This is a genomic window from Dyella lutea, from assembly GCF_024158035.1.
Taxonomy (GTDB): domain Bacteria; phylum Pseudomonadota; class Gammaproteobacteria; order Xanthomonadales; family Rhodanobacteraceae; genus Dyella_A; species Dyella_A lutea.
Genome location: NZ_JAMZEK010000001.1, coordinates 549,357 through 572,053 on the forward strand (window position 1 = coordinate 549,357; position 22,697 = coordinate 572,053).

General features: G+C 70.2%; 20 protein-coding genes. 9 read left to right on the plus strand and 11 right to left on the minus strand.

Going from position 1 to position 22,697, the window contains the following annotated elements; genetic code table 11:
• Positions 1 to 549 precede the first annotated feature (549 nt).
• Complete coding sequence (locus tag NC595_RS02510; RefSeq protein ID WP_253564704.1) at positions 550 to 735, plus strand: hypothetical protein; 186 nt, start codon at positions 550 to 552, stop codon at positions 733 to 735.
• Positions 736 to 825: 90 nt separating this feature from the next.
• Here the strand turns inward: NC595_RS02510 and pepN are convergent, their stop codons facing one another.
• Positions 826 to 3,462 (minus strand): aminopeptidase N, encoded by a 2,637-nt coding sequence (gene pepN, locus NC595_RS02515; protein WP_253564705.1) that lies wholly within the window; start codon positions 3,460 to 3,462, stop codon positions 826 to 828.
• Between the two features lie 35 nt (positions 3,463 to 3,497).
• Between pepN and NC595_RS02520 the strand changes: the two genes are divergently transcribed.
• Together NC595_RS02520 and NC595_RS02525 are read left to right on the plus strand one after the other, a co-directional pair.
• Complete coding sequence (locus NC595_RS02520; protein ID WP_253564706.1) at positions 3,498 to 4,526, plus strand: aldose 1-epimerase; 1,029 nt, start codon at positions 3,498 to 3,500, stop codon at positions 4,524 to 4,526.
• Positions 4,523 to 5,476 (plus strand): pyridoxal-phosphate dependent enzyme, encoded by a 954-nt coding sequence (locus tag NC595_RS02525; RefSeq protein WP_253564707.1) that lies wholly within the window; start codon positions 4,523 to 4,525, stop codon positions 5,474 to 5,476. The genes NC595_RS02520 and NC595_RS02525 overlap by 4 nt, the downstream gene beginning before the upstream one ends.
• Positions 5,477 to 5,482: 6 nt before the next feature.
• Here NC595_RS02525 and NC595_RS02530 read toward each other — a convergent pair whose 3' ends face one another.
• Positions 5,483 to 6,577, minus strand: coding sequence for a sterol desaturase family protein (locus tag NC595_RS02530; RefSeq protein ID WP_253564708.1), 1,095 nt, complete (start codon positions 6,575 to 6,577; stop codon positions 5,483 to 5,485).
• 104 nt (positions 6,578 to 6,681) lie between these two features.
• Here NC595_RS02530 and NC595_RS02535 point away from each other — a divergent pair, with 104 nt between their 5' ends.
• A complete protein-coding gene (locus NC595_RS02535; RefSeq protein WP_253564709.1) occupies positions 6,682 to 7,245 on the plus strand; it encodes a DNA-3-methyladenine glycosylase I in 564 nt (187 codons plus the stop codon).
• Here NC595_RS02535 and treF read toward each other — a convergent pair.
• Entirely contained in the window at positions 7,242 to 8,846 is a 1,605-nt protein-coding gene (treF, locus tag NC595_RS02540) for an alpha,alpha-trehalase TreF (RefSeq protein WP_253564710.1), read from the minus strand. The two genes, NC595_RS02535 and treF, sit on opposite strands and share 4 nt — an antisense overlap.
• Positions 8,843 to 9,610, minus strand: coding sequence for an SDR family NAD(P)-dependent oxidoreductase (locus NC595_RS02545; protein ID WP_253564711.1), 768 nt, complete (start codon positions 9,608 to 9,610; stop codon positions 8,843 to 8,845). Before NC595_RS02545 ends, treF begins: the two co-directional genes overlap by 4 nt.
• A gap of 233 nt (positions 9,611 to 9,843) precedes the next feature.
• Here NC595_RS02545 and NC595_RS02550 point away from each other — a divergent pair, with 233 nt between their 5' ends.
• On the plus strand, positions 9,844 to 10,725 hold the full coding sequence (locus NC595_RS02550; RefSeq protein ID WP_253564712.1) for an EamA family transporter: 882 nt from the start codon (positions 9,844 to 9,846) through the stop codon (positions 10,723 to 10,725).
• Between the two features lies 1 nt (position 10,726).
• Here the strand turns inward: NC595_RS02550 and bioC are convergent, their stop codons facing one another.
• From bioC to NC595_RS02565, 3 genes are read right to left on the minus strand one after another with little or no spacing between them, the layout of a single operon-like run.
• Positions 10,727 to 11,611 (minus strand): malonyl-ACP O-methyltransferase BioC, encoded by an 885-nt coding sequence (gene bioC, locus NC595_RS02555; RefSeq protein WP_253564713.1) that lies wholly within the window; start codon positions 11,609 to 11,611, stop codon positions 10,727 to 10,729.
• Positions 11,608 to 12,378 carry a pimeloyl-ACP methyl ester esterase BioH gene (gene bioH, locus NC595_RS02560; protein WP_253564714.1) on the minus strand — a complete coding sequence of 257 codons (771 nt, stop codon included), beginning with the start codon at positions 12,376 to 12,378 and terminating at the stop codon, positions 11,608 to 11,610. Before bioH ends, bioC begins: the two co-directional genes overlap by 4 nt.
• Positions 12,375 to 13,127: a sulfurtransferase gene (locus NC595_RS02565; RefSeq protein WP_253564715.1), complete on the minus strand. Its 753-nt coding sequence runs from the start codon at positions 13,125 to 13,127 to the stop codon at positions 12,375 to 12,377. The genes bioH and NC595_RS02565 overlap by 4 nt, the downstream gene beginning before the upstream one ends.
• A gap of 111 nt (positions 13,128 to 13,238) precedes the next feature.
• Here NC595_RS02565 and NC595_RS02570 point away from each other — a divergent pair, with 111 nt between their 5' ends.
• Positions 13,239 to 13,733 carry a hypothetical protein gene (locus NC595_RS02570; RefSeq protein WP_017460684.1) on the plus strand — a complete coding sequence of 165 codons (495 nt, stop codon included), beginning with the start codon at positions 13,239 to 13,241 and terminating at the stop codon, positions 13,731 to 13,733.
• On the opposite strand, the gene bioF is transcribed toward NC595_RS02570, so the two are convergent.
• Positions 13,734 to 14,897, minus strand: a complete 1,164-nt coding sequence (gene bioF / locus NC595_RS02575) for an 8-amino-7-oxononanoate synthase (RefSeq protein ID WP_253564716.1) — start codon at positions 14,895 to 14,897, stop codon at positions 13,734 to 13,736.
• 190 nt (positions 14,898 to 15,087) lie between these two features.
• Entirely contained in the window at positions 15,088 to 16,128 is a 1,041-nt protein-coding gene (gene bioB / locus NC595_RS02580) for a biotin synthase BioB (RefSeq protein WP_253564717.1), read from the minus strand.
• 217 nt (positions 16,129 to 16,345) lie between these two features.
• Here bioB and NC595_RS02585 point away from each other — a divergent pair, with 217 nt between their 5' ends.
• Together NC595_RS02585 and NC595_RS02590 are read left to right on the plus strand one after the other, a co-directional pair.
• Positions 16,346 to 17,059, plus strand: coding sequence for a ComF family protein (locus NC595_RS02585; RefSeq protein WP_253564718.1), 714 nt, complete (start codon positions 16,346 to 16,348; stop codon positions 17,057 to 17,059).
• A 111-nt stretch (positions 17,060 to 17,170) separates the two neighbouring features.
• The gene (locus tag NC595_RS02590) at positions 17,171 to 18,874 is read left to right on the plus strand and encodes a methyl-accepting chemotaxis protein (protein ID WP_253564719.1); all 1,704 of its coding nucleotides are present in this window, start codon (positions 17,171 to 17,173) and stop codon (positions 18,872 to 18,874) included.
• Here the strand turns inward: NC595_RS02590 and ubiA are convergent.
• Positions 18,854 to 19,747 (minus strand): 4-hydroxybenzoate octaprenyltransferase, encoded by an 894-nt coding sequence (ubiA, locus tag NC595_RS02595; protein ID WP_253564720.1) that lies wholly within the window; start codon positions 19,745 to 19,747, stop codon positions 18,854 to 18,856. The two genes, NC595_RS02590 and ubiA, sit on opposite strands and share 21 nt — an antisense overlap.
• A 290-nt stretch (positions 19,748 to 20,037) precedes the next feature.
• On the opposite strand from ubiA, the gene NC595_RS02600 reads away from it, so the two are divergent.
• Positions 20,038 to 21,111 carry a GGDEF domain-containing protein gene (locus NC595_RS02600; protein WP_253564721.1) on the plus strand — a complete coding sequence of 358 codons (1,074 nt, stop codon included), beginning with the start codon at positions 20,038 to 20,040 and terminating at the stop codon, positions 21,109 to 21,111.
• 13 nt (positions 21,112 to 21,124) lie between these two features.
• On the opposite strand, the gene ilvA is transcribed toward NC595_RS02600, so the two are convergent.
• A complete protein-coding gene (gene ilvA / locus NC595_RS02605) occupies positions 21,125 to 22,696 on the minus strand; it encodes a threonine ammonia-lyase, biosynthetic (protein WP_253565681.1) in 1,572 nt (523 codons plus the stop codon).
• Between the last annotated feature and the right edge of the window lies 1 nt (position 22,697).

Genomic DNA, 22,697 nt, shown 5'->3' on the forward strand with positions numbered 1-22,697 from the left:
GCGATATGGTACGGCGACCCCGCATCCCGGGTATCGATCCGGGCGATTGGCATGTTTCGTGCAAAACCCGCGAAGCACTTTTCACGGGCAGACGCGGCGCCGCAAGGCGCGCCGAGATGGAGCGACAGGGGTTCCATTGCGTGCCGGGAAAAGGAAGCGACGGCGGCGCCTTCGGGCGCCGTCTTTTTTTGTCCCTCAAAAACGCCAAGCCCCGCGCCAGAGGGCGCGGGGCTTGGGTTTAGAGATCTGGCGTCCGGCGGTCTCAGGAACAGGGGGAATCCAGGATGACCGTGTTGCCGGACGCCAGAAACCGGGAATTCGTGGACTGATCTTCCAAGTCAGGACTACCGGAGGCGTAGATCGATGTTGGCCTCGAACGCGTGAACCCGATGTGACTGGAACGGCTTTTTTTGCCGAGTCACGGCAGCTCGTGACGTAGCGCGTCAGTCGCGTGATCGGGTACCAAAAAAAGTGTGATCGACGTCACGCGGTTGGCACGCGCGATGCATTTACCCCGACAAGCCAACCAACATCTCAAGGGGGAGTGTCATGGAACTGAGCCTCAACTTCGAACCCGTCTATCAGCAGCATGATCTGTGGATGGAGATCGGTCGCGTCGAACTGGCGATGGAGCAGCTGGATCGTCGTACCGAGCAGGAGCGGGTCGTGTTGCGTCCGCGCCTGGAATCGCGTCGCCATCGCCTGCTCGAGCAGCTGCAGCAGCTCAGCGCCTGAGGCACCGCTCCCGGCCATCGGCCCGGCGTCGAGTTGCGACTCCGCCCCGCCGATGGCCCAGGACGGGCCCAAGCGCCACGTCCACCGGTTTCAGCGCGACAGCACGCTGGCCACGATCTCCGAAAGATTGCGCGAAAGCCCCGGCCGCCCGGCCAGGTCGGACAGGGCTTGACGGGCCATGTCGCGCCGCACCGGTTCGAGCCGTTGCCAGCCGTTGAATGCGGTCGCCAGGCGGGCGGCGATCTGCGGATTGAGTGAGTCCAGCGTCGCCAGCCGCTCGGCCAGCAGCCGGTAGCCGGCGCCATCGGCGCGGTGGAAGCCGCTCGGGTTGCCGCTGGCGAACGTGCCAAGCAGCGCGCGGGCGCGGTTGGGATTCTTCAGCGTGAAGGCCGGATCCCGTTCCAGCGTCTGCACGCGGCCGAGTGCGGGTTCTCCGGGGATCTGCGCCTGTACGGCAAACCACTTGTCCATCGCCAGCGGATTGTCCGCGTGGCGTCGGCGGAAATCGGCCAGGGCGTCGCTTGCTTCCGCGGCACCGCCACGGACGAGTATTCCCAGTGCCGCAAGTCGATCGGTCATGCCCCTGGCCGAGCGGTACTGCGCGTCGGCCAGGGCGTGGGCCGTGTCGACGGAGACCAGGGCCAGCAACTCCAGCACGCGTCGCTGCAGCCGGCGACGGGCCTTGCCTGCGGCGTCCAGCACGAGCGGGCCGGAGGCGCACAGTTCGCGGTAGCGCCGTTCCAGCGCCTCGGCCCCGATCGCCCCACCGAGACGGCTTTGCATGGTCTGGCGAAGTTCGTGGATCCGTGCCGGATCCACCGCCTCCTGCCGTTCGGCCAGCTCGATCTCGCCCGGCGGGGTCAGCAGGTCGGCAAGCAGTGCGGCGTCGAGGCCGGGCTCGCCGAACAGCCGCTTCAAGGCGCCGCTCCAGGCGTCCAGAGCTTCCGCGCCCCCCGTGCGGCAATCATCGAATGCACGCGCGGCAAGCTGCTGGCCGGCCTCCCAGCGATTGAATCCATCCGGGTCGTGGGTGAGCAGCAGTGCCAGCTCGGCGGGTGCGTAGTCGCATTCGAGCAGCACCGGTGCGGAGAAACCGCGCAGCAGCGACGGCACCGGTGCGTGCGGCACCTGTTCGAAGGTGAAGCTCCGTTCGGACGCGTCGAGCACCATCACGGCCTCGGTGCCGCGCGCTTCACCGTCCAGGTGCAGCGGCAGCATGTTGCCGTCGCGATCGAACAGGGCGAGCTTCACCGGGATCGGCACGGCATGCTTGTCCGGTTGCGATGCGGACGGTGGCGTGTACTGCGACAGGGTGAGCATGTAGCGCTGCGTCCCCTCGTCGTAGCGGCCGCGAGCGCGCAGCCGCGGCGTGCCGGACTGGCCGTACCAGGCCAGGTAGGGCATCAGGTCGATGCCGTTCGCCGTGCCCAGCGCGCCGAGGAAATCCTCCAGCGTCGCCGCGCGGCCATCGTTGTCCGCGAAGTAGCGATCCATGCCGCGACGGAAGCCCTCGGTACCCAGCCGGCCGGCGAGCATGCGCACCAGCTCGGCGCCCTTCTCGTAGACGGTAGCGGTGTAGAAATTGTTGATCTCGCGATACTCGGCGGGGCGCACCGGATGCGCCAGCGGGCCGGCGTCCTCGGGGAACTGCGCGCGGCGCAGCAGCGCCACGTCCTCGATGCGCTTGAGCGCGGTCGAGTTCATGTCGGCGGAGAACTGCTGCTCGCGGAACACCGTGAGGCCTTCCTTCAGCGACAGCTGGAACCAGTCGCGACAGGTGACGCGGTTGCCGCTCCAGTTGTGGAAGTACTCGTGGGCGACCACCGCCTCCACCGCCTTGTACTCGTCGTCGGTGGTGGTGTCCGGATCGGCCAGCAGGTACTTCGCGTTGAAGATGTTCAGGCCCTTGTTCTCCATCGCGCCCATGTTGAAGTCATGGGTGGCGACGACGTGGAACACGTCCAGGTCGTAGCTGCGGCCGTAGGCCTGCTCATCCCAGCGCATCGAGCGCTCCAGCGCGTCCATCGCGTAGTGGCAGCTGTCGATCGCGTTGGCTTCCGACCAGATCACCAGTTTCACCGCGCGGCCCTCGGCGGTCACGTAGTCGCGCTCGATCTTCTCCAGCCGCCCGGCGACCAGCGCGAACAGGTAGCTGGGCTTGGGGTGCGGATCGACGAAGCGCGCCCAGTGGCGACCGTCCGGCAGCTCGCCGGCGCCGTCGGGATTGCCGCCGGCCAGCAGCACCGGGAAGCGCGCCTTGTCCGCGCGCAGTGTCACCGTGTAACGGGCCAGCACGTCGGGGCGGTCGGGGAAGAAGGTGATGTGACGGAAGCCCTCGGCCTCGCACTGGGTCAGCAGGAAGCCGGCCTCGCGGCTGCCGGACAGGTACAGGCCCTCCAGCGCGGTATTGGCGGCCGGCTGCACGCGCACGCGGGTGGTCAGCACGCTGCCGTCGCGCATGCCGCTCACCTCAAGCACGTGGTCGGTGTGGCGCCACCGGCTCGCATCCAGTGGCGCGCCGTCCGCCGCGATCGACAGCAGCTCCAGTCCCTCGCCATCCAGCCGCAGCGGCGCATCGACGTCGCTGTGCACGGTGAGGTGGGCGGTGACTTCGCTGCTGTCGATGCCGAGGTCGAACTCCAGGGCGACGTCGCTCACCCGCCAGGCGGGCGGGGTGTAGTCGGCCAGGCGAATCGGCGCGGTGGAGGTTTCGGGACGTGCGGACATGGCGGTGAGACTGTCTGGGGACCGGTCAGGCTAACATGGCGGACCACTTCCACCGGTTCAAGGCAATGCGCTTCGAAGCCCGTTCCGACGCCCTGGGCGCATACCCTCTTGCGGCGCTGAGCGACACGTCCCGCGGCCGCATCGTACGGATCGCCCACCACGGCGCCACCGTGCTGTCGATGCAGGTCACGCATGCCGGCCGGGTCGTCGATGTGGCAGACGGCTACCGCGACGAGGCCGAACTGGCCGCCCGCCCCAGCTCGCGCTTCGCGATCATGGCGCCGTTCGCCAATCGCATCGCCGACGCACGCTATCGTTTCGACGGGGTCGAGCATGACCTGCAGCCCGGGGTGCCCGAGGGCGAGCGCGCCGCCCGCCATGGTTTCGTGCGCGGTACCGACTTCGAGCTGGCGCGGCTGCACGCCGACGAGCACAGGGCCGAGGCGCGCTTCACCACGCGGATAGCCGCGGACGCCTACCCGGGCTACCCGTTTGCGATCGGGCTGGCGATCCACTACCGGCTCGACGAGTGCGGACTGACGCTGGAGGCGACGATGCGCAACGAGGGCGAACGGCCGGCCCCCTGCTTCTTCGGCTGGCATCCGTATTTCCGTCTCGGCGACACCCCGCTGGACACCTGGGAACTGCAGATTCCCGCAGCCATCACGGTGCTGACCGATAAGCGCTACATCCCGCTTGCCGGCGCTGCGGCCAGGCAGGCGCTCGACGACTGGCCGGCACTGGACTTCCGCGCGATGCGCCCGGTCGGACCGCTGAAGCTCGACAACGCCTACGTCGACCTGGCCGCCGATGCCGACGGGCGGGTCCGCAGCCACCTGCGCGATCCGGCCAGCGGGCTCGGACTGGCGCTGTGGCAGGAGCGTGGCGTGACGCTCGCCTTCAGCGCCGATACGGTCAGCCGCGACGTCCGTCGCTCGCTGGCGGTGGAGCCGATGGAAAGCTGGGCCGACGCCTTCAATCGCCCCGACTGTGCGGCGGCGATCCGCCTTGAGCCGGGGGCGGAGCGCAGCTTCCGCTGCGGCGTGGAGTTCACAACCGCATGAACCACGACAGCCTGCCGGGTTTCGACCGGATCCGCGACGCCGCTGCGCGTATCGCGCCATACGCGGTGGTGACGCCGGTGCTGCGCAGCGATGCGCTCGACGCGCTGGCCGGTGCCGAGTTGCACTTCAAGTGCGAGAACTTCCAGCGCGGCGGCGCGTTCAAGTTTCGCGGCGCCTGCAATGCGGTGTGGTCGCTCACCGACGAGGAAGCGCGCGGAGGCGTGGTCACCCACTCCTCCGGCAACCACGGCACGGCCCTGGCGCTGGCGGCAGCCACGCGCGGCATCCCTGCGCACGTGGTGGTGCCGGAGGGCGCGGTGCAGGCCAAGCTGGCGCTGATCGAACGTGCCGGCGCGCTGCTGCATCGCTGCGCGCCGAACCAGGCCGCCCGCGAGACCACGGCGGCCGAGGTGCAGCGGCGCACCGGTGCGCAACTGGTGCATCCGTACGCCGACGACCGGGTGATGGCCGGACAGGGCACGGTCGCGCTGGAACTGCTGGCGCAGGTGCCGGCGCTGGATGCGCTGATCACCCCAGTCGGCGGCGGCGGGCTCGCTTCCGGCGTGGCGATTGCCGCGCACGCGCTGCGCCCGGGCCTGCCGCTGTACGGCGCGGAGCCGGCGGGAGCCGATGACGCGGCGCGCTCGCTGGCCGCCGGCGAACGGATCGAGAGTGTGCTCCCCGACACCGTGTGCGACGGCCTGCGTGCCCTGGTCGGACGGGCGAATCTTGCCGCCCTGCGCGATCACGCGGTCGAGGTGGTCACGGTCAGCGATGAGGAGAGCATCGCCGCCATGCGGCTGCTGTGGCGCGAGTTGCGCATCGTGGTGGAGGTCTCCAGTGCCACCGTGCTGGCCGCGGTGCTCAAGGCACGCGATCGATTTTCCGGCCGGCAGCTCGGCCTGGTGCTGACCGGCGGCAACGTCGACCTGGACGCGTTGCCCTGGTGAGGCCGCTCAGTCGGCGGTGACCGCCTCCGGGACGACCGGGGCAGGGCCGTCGCTGTCAGGTGCGGGAGCGTGCGCGGCATGGTCCACCCGCACCGGCCGGTAGCCCGGTCCGAACGACACCTCGCCCGGCTTCCAGCCGTCCAGCGTGCGCACCGCACCCCAGAAGCGCTTGAACGCCGCCCAGTGCAGGCCGACCAGGCCGTGCTCGTTGTCCCCATCGACCACCGGGTCGCCGACGCCGGTGGGTCGGATCGGCTCGCCGTACAGCGCGGTGCCGAACAGCACGTCCCAGATCGAGAACACCTGGCCGTAATTGCAGTTGTGCAGGTTCGGCCGGGTCGGGTCCACCCGCATGTGATGCAGGCGGTGGAACGTGGGGTCGACGAACAGCCGTCCAAACACCGGGCCGAAGTTCAGCCGGGTGTTGGTGTGCGAGAAGTTCTGCACCAGTTCGCCCAGCAGCATCAGCCAGGCGAAGTCGGTCGGCGCCACGCCGATCGCCAGGCCGACCACGGCGAGGATCATCGACTGGATGAAGCCGTCCACCAGGCTGCCGCGGTCGTTGGTCCAGCAGCTCATCTGCCGCGTGCTGTGGTGCATCGAGTGCAGCGCCCACCACCACGGCAGCGCGTGCTGCACGCGGTGCATGGTGTAGTACACCAGGTCGTAGATCACGTAGTAGACGAGGAACAGCGCCAGCGGATGGTGGTCCAGCGCGGGAAACCAGTGGGTGATGCCGAGGATCGAGTCGCGGCTGGAGGTGTCCGGGCCGCTCGATACGCCGCCGAAATAATTGGCGATCGGCGTCAGCACCAGGTAGGAGAACAGCGGGAAGATCCCGATCAGCATCCACAGCGTGTACTGGAAGTCGACCCGGGTCAGCTTGCGGTCGCTCCAGCGTTCGGCCGGCCAGAAGGTCTCCAGCGGGCGGAACAGGCAGGCGATGATCGCCACCTGCACCACCGCGATCAGCAGCGATTCGGCGATCTCGCGCGGGTCGCCGGCCAGCTTGTCGATGTGCAGCGACTGCAGCAGCGGCAGCACGCCGTGCTGCGAGAAGGCGTCGACCAGGGCTGACCAGGCGTGGGCGGGAGAGAACATCGAGCGTGGCTCCGGCAGGAGACTCCGTAGCCTGCCACGAAAGTCTTTCCCATGGGTTTCGGCCGAGGCGCTACAGTGCTCGCCGATTCCTTGCGGAGCAAGCCATGCAACGTTGTCCGTGGGCCGGTGACGATCCCCTGATGTGCGAGTACCACGACCACGAGTGGGGCACGCCCCTGCACGATGACCGCGCGCTGTTCGAGTTCCTCTGCCTGGAGGGCGCGCAGGCCGGCTTGTCGTGGCGCACGGTGCTGGCCAAGCGCGAACGCTACCGCGAGGTGCTCCACGACTTCGAGATCGAGCGTGCGGCCGCGATGACCGACCGCCAGCTCGAAAAGCTGCTGGCCGATCCCGGCATCATCCGCAACCGGTTGAAGGTGTCGTCGGTGCGCGACAACGCGAAGGCGGCGCTGGCGGCAATCGACGAGCACGGCAGCCTGGATGCGTATTTCTGGTCATTCGTCGACGGTCGGCCGATCCGCAATGCCTGGCGCAGCCCGGCGGAAGTCCCGCCCACCACGCCGCTGTCCGACCGCATGAGCAAGGCGTTGAAGAAGCGCGGCTTTCGCTTCGTCGGCAGCACCATCTGCTACGCCTTCATGCAGGCGACCGGCATGGTCGACGATCACCTGGTCGGCTGCTTTCGGCACGGCGTGGACGCACGCTAGTCGCGCGTTCCTGCGCGCGCCCGGTGCGCCGGGTGGGCGTGGTCTTCGTGCAGCAGTCGCCGGCTCACGCCGTTGGTCCAGCCGAAGCCGTCCTGCAGCGGATACTCGCCGCCGCCACCGCCGTGGGCGCCATCGGGCTCGTGCACCAGCACGTACTTTTCCACCAGCTTGCACTCGCGCTGGTAGAGGCTGCCGACGGTGTGCAGCCAGCGCGACGCGATCTCGCGGGCGAGCCCCTCCTCGCCGTTCCGGGCGAAGCCGTGGATCGCCAGCCATTGAAGCGGCGCCCAGCCGTTGGGGCGGTCCCACTGCTGGCCGCTCTCATCCTCGCTGGTGGCCACGCCGCCCTGCACCAGCAGGCGGTCGCGCACCGTCGCGGCGACCGCGGCAGCCTGCGCCGGCGCGGCGGCGCCGACGAACAGCGGGGTGGTGGTCGCAGCGGTCAGCCGCGTGCTCGCCCGGCCGTGCCGCCAGTCGTAGTCGACGTAGTGCTGCCGCTGCGCATCCCACAGCCACCGGTCCATCGCCGCCTGCCGCTCGCGGGCGCGTGCCGCGAAATCGGCCGCAACATCGGATCGACCGCCGAGCGCCGACAGTCGGGCGATCTTGCTTTCCAGCTTGTACAGCAGGCTGTTGAGATCCACCGGCAGTATGGCCGTGGTGCGGATGCTGGACAGCGTATCGGTGCGGTCGCACCAGCGCGCGCTGAAGTCCCATCCGGAGGCCGCCGCTGCACGCAGGTCGCGATAGACCTCGGTCGCCGGGCGACCGCTCTGCGCAGCGGTGGCCTCGTCCTCGCGGAACGATTCCTCGCGCGGCGTATCGCGATCGTCCCAGTAGCGGTTGAGCAGGCTGCCGTCCTCCAGTCGCACGCAGTGCCGATGGGCCTCGCCGGGCCGCAGCGCGTCCGCACCGTCCATCCACCAGTCATGCTCGCGCCGCAGGTGCGGCAGGTAGCGCAAGGCCTGGCACAGTCGGTGTCGCTCGAACAGGCCGATCATCAGCGCGAATACCGGGGGCTGCGAACGGCTGAGGTAGTAGCTGCGGTTGCCGTTGGGCACGTGGCCGTAGTGCTCGATCAGCCAGGCGAAGTTGTCCGCCATCGTGCTCAGCAGGTCATGCCGGCCGCTCTCGGCCAGGCCAAGCATGGTGAAGTACGAATCCCAGTAGTACAGCTCGCGGAAGCGCCCGCCCGGCACGACGTAGGCCTGCGGAAGCGGCAGCAGCGATCCGTTGGCCGGATGCTCGCGCGGCTCGCGGGTGAGCACCGGCCAGAGGCCGTCGATATGCTGTTTCAGCGACTGGCCGGGATCGGATACATAATGGTTCTGCGGCGTCCTTTCCTCGTGGAAATGCGCGTGCACGAAGGCTGCCAGCTCGAAGCCCGGTTGCCCGTGCTCGGCGCGATAGGTTTCCAGGATGCGCTTGGGCGACTGCCGTGGCACGCAATCGACGAAGCTCTTGCTGTCCTCGAACACGCGCCCGCGCTGCACCGCGACGAACAGTTCCTGGTAGCGGTCGGCCGGGCTCAGCGTGTCGGCCACCGGCACGTGGGCGACGCGTTCGGTAGTGTCGCGCGGCAAGGCTCCGTCGGGACTCATTGCTCGCGGTAATTCCACAGCAGGCCGCCGTCGACGAACAGCGTGGTACCGGTGACGTAGGCGGCCTCGTCGCTGGCCAGGAACAGCGCAGCGTTGGCCACGTCTTCCGGGCGGCCGAGGCGGCGCAGCGGGATATTCCCGAGCAGCGCGTCGAGCTCCTTGCGGTTCGACAGCAGCGCGGCGTTGATCGGCGTCTGCACCGCGCCCGGCGCGATGTTGTTGACGCGGATGCCCAGCGGCGCCAGCTCGATCGCCAGGTTGCGCATCAGCATCTTCACCGCGCCCTTGCTTGCCGAGTAGCTGGCGAAATGCGGGAAAGGCAGCTCCTCGTGCACCGAGCTGATGTTCACCACCGCACCGTCGCCGCCGCGCTCTTGCACGTGCCGGGCGAACGCCTGGGTCGCGAAGAACGTCCCTCGGAGGTTCACCCCGAGCACGGCATCGAAGTCCGCTTCCGTCACGGCGAGAAAATCGGCCCGCTTCTCGATGCCGGCGTTGTTCACCAGCACGTCGAGGCGGCCCATTGCGACCACCGCCTGCTCGATGACGCGGGCATCCGCCGGCACGTCACCGATGTCGCCGGCGATCACGCAGCCGTCGCTGCCGGCCTGGCGGACCTGCGCGAGCGTCTCCTCGGCCGCGGCGTTGTCGCTGCGGTCCTCGACCACCACACGTGCACCCTCCTCGGCCAGCCGTACCGCGATGGCCCGGCCAATGCCCTGGCCGCTGCCGGTGACCAGCGCCACCTTGCCCTGCAATCGCATGTCCGCTCCTCTTTCGATGACCGGTGTTCGACCTTGGCAGGCCACCCGTGAAGGAGGTGGCAGCGAAGTGTCAGTAGCGCCGCACGACGCGGCGGAAGAGCTTGCGACATCGCACACCCCAATGTGCCGGACACGACTGCTGCCATCGGACGTCAGCAGCCTGCGGGCGAGGGCATGGGCGTGGCTCCCACAACCTGACACCATGCGCCTCCCAGCCCCGCGCGATGCCCCACATGTCCGAGCCCTCCCGTCAGACGCCGCTATGGGTGGCGATCGCCGCGCTGCTGGTGGCGATGAGCTCCTACCAGTGCGGCGCGGCGATTGCCGAGCGCCTGTTCCCCGCGGTCGGCGCGCAGGGCGCCACCGCGTTCCGGCTGGGCCTGGCCGGAACGATGCTGCTGCTGTGGCGGCGGCCGTGGCGACGCTGGCGACGGGGGGCCAATTGGCGCCTGCTGTGGGGCTACGGTCTGGCGATGGGCGCGATGAACCTGGTGTTCTACCTGGCCCTGCGCACGATCCCGCTGGGCATCGCTGTGGCGCTGGAATTCACCGGTCCGCTGGCGATCGCGCTGTTCGGCTCGCGCCGTGCCCTGGACGTGGCCTGGGTGGGGCTGGTGATCCTGGGCCTGGCGCTGCTGCTGCCCCTGCACCGGCACGAGCATGCGCTCGACCCGGTGGGCGTCGGCTACGCGCTGGCGGCTGGGCTGGGCTGGGCGTTGTACATCCTGTTCGGGCAGAAGGCCGGTGCCGCCTACGGCCACGATGCGGTGACCTGGGGTATCGCAATCGGTGCTCTGCTCGCCGTGCCGGCGGGTGCGGCGCATGCTGGCACGGCCCTGCTGACACCGTCGCTGCTGCCGTTCGGGCTGGGCGTGGCGGTGCTCAGCTCGGTGCTGCCGTATTCGCTGGAGATGGTCGCGCTGACCCGACTGCCGGCGCGCCATTTCAGCGTGCTGCTGAGCCTGGAGCCGGTGATCGCCTCGCTGGCCGGGGCGGCGTTTCTCGGCGAGCAGCTCGGGCCCCTGCAGTGGCTGGCGGTGGCGGCGATCGTGGTCGCCTCGGCCGGCACGGCCTACACGGCGCGCGCGCCGGTGGTCGAGCCGCTGCCGAACTGACTCAGCGCCGGCGCGAGCCGCGCAGGCTGTCGACCGAGAAGGTGGCGATCTCGCCGCCGCCGGTACCGCGTCGCGACTGCCCCGGCGGCGGGCCCCAGGCATGCGCGGTGACCACTTCCCAGGTGGCCGGGATACGGCCGTCCACGCGCATGGTCTCGTAGGCCTCGAGCATGCGGCGGTAGTGCGCCTTGCCGGTGAGGTGGCGCTCGCGCGCGCTGTCGGCGTGGGTGGCGCCCAGGCCCTTGAGCTCCTTCAGCAGCATCGCCGGCGAGCTGTAGGTGAGGGTGAAGCGGTCCACGTCGAGCACGGGATCGCGCAGACCGGCGCTGATCAGCGCGTCGCCGATGTCGTGCATGTCCAGGAAGCGGCTGACGTGCGACTGCTCATCGGCGCTGGCCCAGGCTGCGCGCAGTTCCTTCAGTGTGTCCGGGCCGAAGGTGGAGAACGCCAGCAGGCCGCCGGGCTTGAGCACGCGGGCACACTCGCCGAACAGCGCGGCGAGGTCGTCGATCCACTGGAAGCACAGGTTGGAGTGCAGCACGTCCACGCTGTGGTCGGGGAACGGCAGCGCGGTGGCGTCGGCGCACACGCGCTGGAAGGGCTTCAGCCAGCGGCTGTGTTTCTTCGCCGCCTGCAGCATCGGCACGGCCAGATCCACCGCGATCACCTCGGCCTTGCCGTAGCGATCCTTCAGCAGCGCGCTGCCGCGGCCGGTGCCGGCGCCGACGTCGAGCACGCGCTGCGGCGTCTCGAGGTAGAAGCCAAGGCGGTCGAGCAGCAGCTTCTGCACTTCCTGCTGGAGCGCGTCGTGCTGCTCGTAGCTGCGCGCGGCGCGGGCGAAGTTGCGGCGTACGCGGACGCGGTCGAGATGGAAGGTGTCGCTCATCGGAACTGCTCCAGCAGCGGGCGCAGCGCGTCCACCACGGCGTCGACGTGGCCGAGGAAGGGGGCATGGCCGGCGTGCGCGATCTCGTGGAAGTCACCCTGTGCCCGGGTGGCCGACCAGCGCATCGCGTCCGGATGCACCAGCCGGTCGCGGCGGCCGGCGATCCAGGCGTTGGGCAGGCACAGCGTGGCTAACTCGCCGCGCCAGTCGGTGTGCTCCAGCAGGGCGATGCCCTCCTGCAGCACGCGCAGGTCCGGCTCGCCGTGGGCGAACACCGAGTCGCGCAGGCGACGCAGCTCGGCGCGCGGATCGGCGCTGCCCATCGCCTCCAGCGCGAGGAAACGCTCCAGCGTGGCGTGGTAGTCGGCTTCCAGATCCAGCGCCAGCTGGTGCACCAGGGCGCCGTCGCTGCCCTGTGGCCAGTCCTCGCCGCGCACGAACTTCGGCGTGGCGCAAAGCATGGCCAGGCCGCGTGCGGCGATGGTGGGCTCGCGCGCGGCGGCCAGCGCTACCAGTCCGCCCATCGACCAGCCCAGCCACACCGCGGGCGGCACGGCCTCGGCGATGGCGCGGGCGATCGCGAATGGCTCCAGCGGCAGGCCGCAGTCGCGCGAGCGGCCGTGACCGGGCAGGTCGACCACGTACAGCGTGCAATGGTCCTGCAAGGCCTCCACCAGCGGCGCGAACACGCCGCCGTGCATCGCCCAGCCGTGGATCAGCACCAGCGGCACCGGGCCGCGGCCGCGGGTCTCGATGAACAGGCTCATGGCGTGGCCCGGTCCGTCGGCGGGGCGGGAGCCAGCGTGGGGTCGACCGCGCCGCGGTCGTCGAACACGAAGCAGTCGCCCTGCCAGTGCGCGCCGCCGGTTTCCTCGAAGTACTTCAGGATGCCGCCCTCAAGCTGGAACACGCGCTCCATGCCCTGCGCCTGCATGTACAGCGCGGCCTTCTCGCAGCGGATGCCGCCGGTGCAGTACGACACCACCGTCTTGCCCTCGTAGCGCGAGCGATCGGCGGCCAGCGCCTCGGGAAATTCGGTGAAGCGGGCAATGCGGTAGTCCACCGCCTGCGGGAACTTGCCGACGTCGGTTTCGTAGGTGTTGCGGGTGTCCAGCAGTACCACCTCGCGGCCTTCGTCATCGTGGCCCTGGTCCAGCCAGCGCGCCAGCGTGGTCGCGTCCACCGCCGGCGCGCGCCCCTCAATCGGGCGCAGCTGCGGTTGGCGCAGGGTGATGATCTCCTTCTTCAGCCGCACGCGCAGGCGACCGAACGGCGCGTCGTCGGAGGGCGAGGCCTTCGCTTCCAGGCCGGCGAAGCGCGGGTCCTCGCGCAGCCAGTCCATGAAGGCCCCAGTGGCTTCGGGCGGACCGGCCAGGAACAGGTTGATGCCTTCGGGCGCCAGCAGCACGGTGCCCTTCAGTGCCAGCGCCTCGGCGCGTTCGCGCAGCCGCTCGCGCAGGGCGGGCAGGTCGTCCAGCGGCACGAAACGGTAGGCGGAGAGATTGACGATCGACATGGGGATGGGGGTCGGGCAACTGCCCATTATAGGTCGACTAGGAATCTGTCCCCTTCCGTCGGTGCGGCCAGCGGTTAGACTGCCTGGCGGCAACGACAGGGAGAGGGGAACGTGGCCGACTGCAACCACTGCGGCAAGACGATCCTGTTCGGGGGACGCAGGATCGATGGCGTGCGCTATTGCAGCGCCGCCTGCGCGGGGCGACATCCGCTGCTGGCGCGCGCCGAGCTGGTACCCGAGCACGTGCTGCAGAAGCACGTCGAGGACTGGCACCGCAGTGCCTGCCCGCGCTGCAACCGGCCCGGTCCGATCGACGTCTATCGCCACCATCGCGTGCATTCCTTCGTGTTGCTGACCCAGTGGCACACCCGGCAGAGCGTGAGCTGCCGTCGTTGCGGGCGACGCAGCCAGATCGCCAGCGCGCTGTATTCCGCGGTGCTGGGGTGGTGGGGCCTGCCATGGGGGTTGGTGGTCACGCCGGTGCAGGTCGGGCGCAACCTCGCGGCCGCGTTCCGCGGCGCGCCCGTTGCACCGTCGGAATCGTTCCGGCGGCTGGTTCGCCTGCAGCTGGCGCAGCAGACGCTGGCGCCGCCACGACGGGACTGATCATCGGCCGGCAGCCGCCGGACGAACGCGTCCGAGTGCTTCCAGCAAGCGGTCCACGTGGCTTTCCTCGTGCGCGGCGCTCAGCGTGATGCGCAGGCGCGCCTGCCCGGACGGCACGGTCGGCGGGCGGATCGCGGTGACCAGCAGGCCCTGCGCCTCCAGCGCCTGCGAGGCGGCCAGCGAGGCTTCGGCATCGCCGAGCAGCAGCGGCTGGATCGCGGTGGGTGAATCCATCAGTGGCAGGCCAAGCTCGGCCGCGCCGTGGCGGAAGCGCGCGACCAGGGCGGCGAGTTTCTCGCGCCGCCAGTCTTCCTCACGGGCCAGCTTCACGGCCGCGAGCGCGGCCGCGGCTAGCGCCGGCGGCATGGCCGTGGAATAGACGTGGGGGCGGGCGAACTGGGTCAGCCCCTCGATCAGCACGGCCGATCCGGCGACGAAGGCGCCGGCGCAGCCCAGCGCCTTGCCCAGCGTGGCCATCAGCACGGGGGCTTCCGCCTCGCCGAGCCCGGCAGCAGCGACGCTGCCCGCGCCCTGTTCGCCCAGCACGCCGAGGCCGTGCGCGTCGTCGACCATCAGCGTGGCGCCCTCGCGCGCGGCGAGCGCGGCGAGCGCGGCCAGCGGCGCGACGTCGCCGTCCATGCTGAACACGCCGTCGGTGGCGAGCAGGGCCGGCGCACTGGCACGGCTGGCCAGCTGGCGGGCCGCGCCGGCCGGGTCTGCGTGCGGATACCGCTTCAGTTCGGCACCGGCGAGGCGGCAGCCGTCGATCAGGCTGGCGTGGTTGAGCTTGTCCTGCACGCAGATGGCGCCATCCACGCCGCCGAGCAGGGCCTGCTGCACGCCGAGGTTGGCGGCATAGCCGGTGGAGAACAGCAGCGCCCGCTCGCGCCCGGTCCAGTCGGCCAGCGCCTCTTCCAGCATCGCGTGCTCGCGCCGGTGGCCGCAGACCAGGTGCGCCGCCGTGCTGCCGACGCCCTCGTCGTCGGCAGCACGCTTGAATGCGGCGATCAGCTGCGGATGCTGCGCCAGCCCCAGGTAGTCGTTGCTGCAGAAGCCGAGCAGGCGGCGGCCGTCGATCTCCAGCCACGGGCCTTCGGCGTGGTCCACGGTGCGCATACGACGCAGCAGCGACGATTGCACGCGTTCGGACGTTCGGACGTCCATGAGGGCGAGCAGGTCCGTGCGCCCGGCTCCTTCTCCCCCGGCGGCGCCGGGGGAGAGGGTTGGGATGAGGGGGAGCGCTGGCTTTTGATCGTTCATCGCATCAGGGCGAAAAAGCGGCCCCCTTACCCCAGACCTCTCCCCCGAGCTGAGCTCAGGGGAGAGGGAGCATGAAGGCTACGGTGCAGGGGACTCAGGCGGCGCAGCCGCAACCCTGGCCGCAGCCGGCGGCGGTGTCGGCTTCCAGGATGTCGGCGTGCACGGTGCCGGACTCCTCCACCACTTCCAGCGCGTGCAGGTCGAGCCGGCGGAACAGCGCTCGGTCGGCTTCCACGTCGGGGTTGCCGGTGGTCAGCAGCTTCTCGCCGTAGAAGATCGAGTTGGCGCCAGCGAAGAAGCACAGCGCCTGCACCGCGTCGTCCATCTGCTGGCGGCCGGCCGACAGCCGCACCATCGAGGCCGGCATCAGGATGCGCGCCACCGCGATCGTGCGCACGAACTCGAACGGGTCCAGCGCCTCGGTGCCGTGCAGCGGCGTGCCTTCCACCTGCACCAGCTGGTTGATCGGCACGGACTCGGGATGCTCGGGCAGGTTGGCCAGGGTCTGCAGCAGGCCGGCGCGCTGGCCGCGCGTTTCGCCCATGCCGACGATGCCGCCGCAGCAGGTCTTCAGGCCCACCTCGCGCACGTGCCCGAGCGTGTCGAGGCGGTCCTGGTACTGACGGGTGTGGATGACCTCGCCGTAGAACTCCGGCGCGGTGTCCAGGTTGTGGTTGTAGTAGTCCAGCCCCGCCTGCTTCAGCGTGGCGGCCTGTTCGCCGCTGAGCATGCCCAGCGTGGCGCAGGTCTCCAGGCCCAGGCCCTTCACCGAGGAGACGATCTCGGCGACCTTGGCCACGTCGCGGTCCTTCGGGCTGCGCCAGGCCGCACCCATGCAGAAGCGACTGGCGCCCGCGGCCTTGGCTGCCTGCGCGCGGGCGACCACGGCGTCGACACTCATCAGCTTCTCCGCCTGCACGCCGGTGGCGTAGCGCGCCGCCTGCGGGCAGTAGGCGCAGTCTTCCGGGCAGCCGCCGGTCTTGATCGAGAGCAGGGTCGACACCTGCACCGCGTTCGGATCGTGGTGCGCGCGGTGCACGGTGTGCGCGCGGTGCAGCAGTTCGTTGAACGGCAGGGCGAACAGCGCGGCGACTTCCTCGCGGGTCCAGTCGTGGCGCAGGGCAGGTGCGGTCATGGGAGGGGCTCCATCGGGCAGGCCGCGAGTGTGGGAAGCCGCTTCCGGAGTGTCAACTCGATGCGCGTACGAATGGTTGACGGTGGGCCGTGCAAGGGTCCGCTACCATCACGGGGACACCATCGGAGAGATGACGGCATGAGCGCAGGACAGGGCAGCACCGGCAATGTGATCGCGGCGATGTTCAAGCCGGCGAACTGACTGGTCCCGCCTGCGCATGGAGGCGCTCCGTTCCCGACTGGCCGACCTAGGCCGCTGGTTGCTGCCCGCGCGCTGCCTGCTGTGCGGCGCGGCCGGCCACGACGACCTGGACCTTTGCCGCGACTGCGCCGCCGAGCTGCCGCGCAACCGATCGTGCTGCGCCCGGTGCGCCCTGCCGCTGGCCATGCCGGCGGCATTGTGCGGACGATGCCAGCGGCGCGCGCCGCCGTGGGACTCGGCATGGGCGCCGTTCCGCTATGGCTGGCCACTGGACCGGCTGGAGTCGCGCTTCAAGTTCGGACGCGACCTTGCCGCCGGACGCTCGCTGGCTGCGCTGTGGCTGTGCGAGCCCGCTCCGGCGCCGCTGCCGGACCTGATCCTACCGGTGCCGCTGCATCGCGCCCGCCTGCGCCAGCGTGGCCACAATCAGGCGTTGGAGCTGGCGCGCCCGCTGTCCCGCGAGCTCGGCGTTCCGGTGCGCCATGACCTGCTGCGGCGCATCGTTGCCACGGCGGCACAGAGCGAGCTGGACGCCGTCGCCCGTCGCCGCAATGTGCGCGGTGCGTTCGCGCTGCGCCAGGGGGCCGTGCTTCCGGCCCATGTGGCGATTGTCGACGATGTGATGACCACCGGTTCGACGCTCGCCGAGTGCGCGCGCATCCTGCGGCGGGCCGGGGTCAGCCGGGTCGATGCATGGGCACTCGCCCGCGCGCCGACGCCACGCGGCTGACCGCCCGGGACCAGCGCGCGGAAATTTGACCGGCGTCAATCAAGCCGTTCTCGCGCGGCGCCGATACCCGCACGGAACGCCCGACGAAACGGGCCTGCGGTGCAATCTGCCATGCGCATCAACCTTCCGGTCACCCGGAACAACTACGAGCTGCATCCCGGCGATGCGCTGGTCTCCACCACCGATCTGCGCGGGCAGATCACCTACTGCAACCCGCCGTTCGTCACTGTCAGCGGCTTCGAGCGCCACGAGCTGATCGGCAGTCCGCACAACCTGATCCGCCATCCTGACATGCCGCGCGAGGCGTTCCGAGACATGTGGGAGACGCTCAAGGCCGGCCGGCCGTGGACCGCACTGGTGAAGAACCGCCGCAAGAACGGCGACCATTACTGGGTCCGCGCCAACGTTACTCCGGTGGTGACCGCCGGCGGCGACATCACCGGCTACATGTCCGTGCGCACCTGGGCCTCGCCGGCAGAGATCGCCGAGGTGGCCGCCATCTACGCGCGTATGGTCGACGCCGAGCGCGCCGACCAGCCGCTGCCGTTGCGCCTGCGCGAGGGCCGCATCGAGCGTCCGGGCGCGGTTCGTGCGCTGGTCCGGCGGGTGGTTGGGTCCACCGCGCTGCGCATCTTGCTGGGCATGGCGGCGATCGTTGCGCTGCCGCTGGTGGTGGCCCGCAGCCCGTGGACGGCCGCGTACGCCGACTGGCTGGTGCCCCTCGCGGTGGTGCTGGAGGCCGTGGGCGGCCTCGCACTGTACCGCACCTCGGTCCAGCGCACGCTGGAGGACCTCGTGGCGAACGCGCGAGCGGTGGCGGCCGGCGACCTGTCGCGCCCGATGTTCAGCCGCGACAGCTTCCTCGCCCGAGCCGTGGGACGCGAGCTGACCCAGCTCAGCGTCAACCTGCAGGCGGTGGTGGGCGACGTGCGCCAGGAAGTGGCGTGCTTCGGCGGCACCGCACGGGACATCTCCGGCTCGGTCAGCGACCTGGCCGAGCGCACCGAGTCGCAGGCGGCCAGTCTCGAGGAGGCCGCGGCGACGATGGAGGAGTTCACCGCCACGCTGCAGCAGAACCGCGAACGCTCGCGCGAGGCCTCGCACACCGTCGGCACCGCGGCTGAGGCGGCCGGCCAGGGCCGGATCGCCATTGAGGGGGTCCGCACGGCGATGGCCGCCATCCACAAATCATCGGACGACATCGGCGAGATCACAGCGCTGGTCGATGAGTTGGCGTTCCAGACCAACCTGCTGGCGCTCAACGCGGCGGTCGAGGCGGCCCGCGCCGGCGAACACGGCCGCGGTTTCGCGGTGGTGGCCGGGGAAGTGCGTCAGCTGGCACAGCGCAGCGCCGGCGCCGCGCGGGACATCCGGCGCCTGATCGCCACCGCCAGCGAGCACGTGCAGCAGGGCCGCCGATCGGTGGAGCATGCCGACGAACAGGTCGGCTCCATCGTCGAAGCCGTGGCGCGCACGCGTACGCTGGTGGATGAGATCCACGCCTCCGCCGACGAGCAGTCCTCGGCGATCGGCCAGATCAACGACACCATCGCCAACCTCGATGTGGTCACTCAGTGCAATGCAGCGATGGCATCGGAAATCCGCGCCTCGGCCGGCGGTCTGCTCGACCAGTCCCGGGTGCTGGGCGAGGCGGTCAGCGTGTTCCGCGTCGCTGGCAAGGAAGCGACTCCTTCGGGCAGCACGGCGCGTCCCCGCGCCGCGGCGGTTGACGCCTCGCCGCGAGAGCGGCCGCCGCACGTGCCCAAGGCAGCGGATCGGCCGCGACCGTTGCCCTCAGCGCAGCGCCAGCGCTAGGACGATCCCCACCCACAACACCAGGCCGAGCCAGTTGTTGTGGCGGAACGCGGCCAGGCACGCCTCGCGATCGCGTGTGCGGATGCGCCAGAGCTGATGCCCGAACAGTCCGAGGCTGGCCAGCAGCGCCAGCCAGTACGGCCAGCCCAGATGGGAGCGTTGGCCGACGAACAGCATCGCCAGCGCGAAGGTGGCCATCAGGATGACGAGGATCGGCAGGTCGGCGTCGCCGAACAGGATCGCGGTGGACTTCGCGCCGGCCTTGATGTCGTCCTCGCGGTCGACCATCGCGTACTCGGTGTCGTACACCACCGACCACACCACGTTGCCCAGGAACAGTAGCCAGCCCAGCGGCGGCACGGTGTTGGACACCGCGGCGAAGGCCATCGGGATCGACCAGCCGAACGCCGCGCCCAGCACCACCTGCGGCATGTAGGTATAGCGCTTGGTGAACGGGTAAAGCGCTGCCAGCGCGGCACCGGCGAACGACAGCTTGATGGTTAGCGCATTGGTGAACAGCACCAACACGAAGGCGAACGCGAGCAATGCGCCGAACACGGCCAGCGCCTCGCGCGGTGTGACCCGGCCGCTGGCGATCGGCCGGCCGGCGGTGCGCGCCACCTGCGGGTCCAGCTTGCGGTCGGCGTAGTCGTTGATGGCGCAGCCGGCCGCGCGCATCGCGAACACGCCGAGGGTGAAGATCACCAGCGTGCCCCACGGCGGGAAATCGTCCGCCGCCAGCCACAGCGCCCACCAAGTCGGCCACAGCAGCAGCAGGGCGCCGATCGGGCGATCCATGCGGGTTAGCACGAGGTAATCGTGGGCCTTCGCGCGTGCGCCGGGCGGCAGCGGGGCAAGCAGCACATCCAGCACCCGGGTGGCGCGTTTCGACGCGTCTGCCGGCCGCGGCGTGGCGCGGGTGGGCGCCGGTCGGTTTCGGGCGGCCGGCGAGGGCGGGGCGGGGCGGCGGGGGCGTTTGCGCGAGGTCGGTGCCATCGGCGAAGTCTAGCGCGCGGGGCCGGCCGGACGCCTCGTCCCGGGCCCGTACCACCGGCGCGGCCACCTCAAGTTGTTGCGCATCGGGTCGATAAGCCCCCACTGGCATCACCCGATGCCGGGCGCCCGGGGAGGGTGCCCGAACGCCGTCCGAGTCCGGGAGTTTCGTGTCCATCGATCCAGTCGCCACCGTCGATCCCGTGCTGCCGCGTTCCGCGGAGGTGCCGGGTTGGGTGTCCGGGGGCGAGGCCACGCAGGCACGCCTGGTGGATTCGGTGGCGCACTTCACTCACCAGCGCGATACCGAGGCGCTGGACCACAGTCTCACCCTGTCGCTGGCCGAGCTGGCCGACGCGCGTACCGTGACCTTGTACAAGCGCGCGGGCGAGCGCAGCGGACCGCAGGAGAGCCTGGTGCGCTGCTCCCGCAACGCGCTGGGTCGCTTCAACATCGATCTGGTGCCGCGGTCGGCGGACGCTTCCACCGATCTGCTGCTGCAACAGGGCGAGCGCGACGGCGGTTGCGTGCGTCTGCGCGACGGCGGCTACGGGATGCTGGTGCCGATCCGCCACGATGGCCGGATGATCGGCGCACTCATGCTGGAGTCCGAGCATCCGCTGGAAATGCTGCGTCCGCTGGTGGAAGGCTTCGCCCGCATCTACGCCAACTATGTGGGTCTGCTCGACGAGAGCGAACGCGACAAGCTCACGGGTCTGTACAACCGGCGCAGCTTCGATCGCCACTTGCAGCGGCAACTGCATGGCACGCGCCCCCGCGAGGGCGAGCAGGCGGGACAGACCTGGCTGGCGATCCTCGACATCGATCACTTCAAGCGGATCAACGACACCTGGGGTCATCTCTACGGCGACGAGGTGATCCTGATGATCGCCCAGCAGATGCGCACCAGCTTCCGCCACGGCGATGCGCTGTTCCGCTTCGGCGGCGAAGAGTTCGTGGTGCTGATGTCCGCGATCGACCGGGAGGCGGCCACTGCCGCGCTGCAGCGCTTCCGCACGCGGGTGCAGGATCATGAGTTCCCGCAGGTCGGCCAGGTGACCGTGAGCGTGGGCTTCGCGGTGATCGGCCCGCACGACTATCCGGCCACCGTGCTGGACCGCGCTGACAGGGCGCTGTACTTCGCCAAGAACAGCGGCCGCAACCAGGTATTCAGCTACGAAGACCTGCGTGCCCGTGGCGCACTGGACGGGGATGTGACCGCCGGCAGCGTCGACCTGTTCTGATCGATGACACGCCTCAGATCGCTCGCAGCGCCTCGGTCCGGACCTCCGCTGGTGCCTCGCACAGCAGCAGCCGGTAGGCCGGGTTGGCGCTCTCGTCGCGGTGCGGATAGCCCAGCGTGGCGAGGAAGCGCGCGAACAGCGCGCGCTCGCCCGGCGGTACCTGCAGGCCGACCAGGATCTGGCCGTGGTCGGCGCCCTGGTTGCGGTAGTGGAACAGGCTGACGTTCCAGTCCGGATGCAGCTGCGCCAGGAAGCGCAGCAGCGCGCCGGGGCGCTCGGGAAAGTCGAAGCGATACAGCAGCTCGTCCTGCGCCAGCAACGAGCGGCCGCCCACCATGTGGCGCAGGTGCAGCTTGGCCAGCTCGTCGTCGCTCAGGTCCAGCACGCCGAAGCCCTGCGCGCGGAACGCGCGCGCCAGCGCCGCGCTCTCTTCGCGTCCGCCGGTGCGCACGCCGACGAACAGGTGCGCCTCGCGCGTGTCGCCGATGCGGTAGTTGAACTCGGTCAGGCTGTGTCCACCCAGCACCTCGCAGAAGCGGCGGAAACTGCCGCGCTCCTCCGGGATCGTCACCGCGAACAGCGCCTCGCGCCGCTCGCCCACCTCGGCGCGCTCGGCGACGAAGCTGAGCCGATCGAAATTCATGTTGGCGCCGGAACACACCGCCACCAGCGTCTGGTCCTTGAGGCCGTGCGCGGCGGCGTACTGTTTCAGGCCGGCGATGGCCAGCGCGCCGGAAGGCTCCGGCACCGTGCGGGTGTCGGTAAACACATCCTTGATCGCTGCGCAGATCGCGTCGGTATCGACGCAGATCATGTCGTCGACGAACTGCCGGCAGAGCGCGAAGGTGAGCGCGCCCACCTGCTTCACCGCGGTGCCGTCGGCGAACAGGCCGACCTCGTCCAGCAGCACCCGCTCACCGGCGGCCAGCGACCGGGCCATGGCGTTCGCCGCCGTGCTCTGCACGCCGATCACCTTCACTTCCGGCCGCACCGCCTTGACGAAGGCGGCGACGCCCGCCAGCAGGCCGCCACCGCCGACCGGCACGAAGATCGCGTGCAGCGGGCCTGCGTGCTGGCGCAGGATCTCCATGCCCACCGTGCCCTGGCCGGCGATCACGTCCGGGTCGTCGAACGGATGCACCAGGGTGTAGCCGTGTTCGGTCTCAAGTCGTGCCGCCTCGGCCTGCGCTTCGCTGTAGGAGTCGCCGGCCAGCACCACGTCGACCGCCGCGCCGCCGATCGTGCGCACCGCGTCCACCTTCACCTGCGGTGCGGTCTGCGGCATCACGATCACGGCGCGGATGCCCAGCCGCGCCGCGGCCAGCGCCACGCCCTGCGCGTGGTTGCCGGCCGAGGCGGTTATCACGCCGCGCGCGCGGGCAGCGGCATCGAGCTGCACCATCTTGTTGTAGGCGCCGCGCAGCTTGAACGAGAACACCGGCTGGTTGTCCTCGCGCTTGAGCAGCACCGTGTTGCCCAGCCGCCGCGAAAGCGCCGGCGCCGGATCGAGCTCGGTTTCGCGCGCCACCTCGTAGACGCGTGCCGTAAGCACGCGGCGCAGCAGGTCAAGCCCGTCGTCGCTCATG